This window comes from Collinsella sp. HCP28S3_B9 (assembly GCF_052066095.1).
GTDB lineage: Bacteria > Actinomycetota > Coriobacteriia > Coriobacteriales > Coriobacteriaceae > Collinsella.
In genome coordinates this window covers 1-613 of record NZ_JBQHST010000075.1, presented here as the reverse complement: position 1 = coordinate 613, position 613 = coordinate 1, and the positions used below count along the sequence as shown (strand labels likewise).

At 69.3% G+C, this 613-nt stretch carries 1 protein-coding gene; it reads left to right on the top strand.

Going from position 1 to position 613, the window contains the following annotated elements; translation table 11 throughout:
* A partial coding sequence (locus ACTNBB_RS09140; RefSeq protein ID WP_441058016.1) for an IS256 family transposase occupies window positions 1–613 on the top strand: 613 nt, incomplete at both ends.

Below are 613 nucleotides of genomic sequence, written 5' to 3'. Positions count from 1 at the left end.
GGAGGCCTACCGCAGCGGCCACTACACGAGGAGGCTCGTCACGGGCGCCGGGGAAGTCGAGCTCAGCGTGCCGAAGCTCCGCGGGGCGACCTTCCAGACGGCCGTCATCGAGCGCTACCGCAGGCGCGAGACCTCGGTCGAGGAGGCCATCGTCGAGATGTACCTGGCGGGCGTCTCCACCAGGAGGATCGAGGACGTCTCCGAGCTCCTGTGGGGAGCGCCGGTGTCCTCCGGCACCGTCTCCAACCTCAACGAGAGGGCCTTCGCGTCCATCGAGACATGGCGGCAGAGGCCGCTCGAGGGCGGCTACCCCTACGTCTTCGTCGACGGCATCTACCTCAAGCGCAGCTGGGGAGGGTCCTACGAGAACGTGGCCGTGCTGGTCGCCATCGGCGTCAACTCCGCCGGCGACCGGGAGGTCATCGGCTGCTCCGAGGGGTACACCGAGTCCGCGGAGTCCTGGCGCGAGTTCTTCTCCTGGCTCAAGGGGCGCGGGCTCTCCGGCGTGCGGCTCGTCACCGGCGACAAGTGCGCGGGGATGCTCGGTGCGCTCGAGGAGGTGTTCCCCGGGGCCCGCTACCAGCGCTGCACGGTGCATTTCTACCGCAACGTG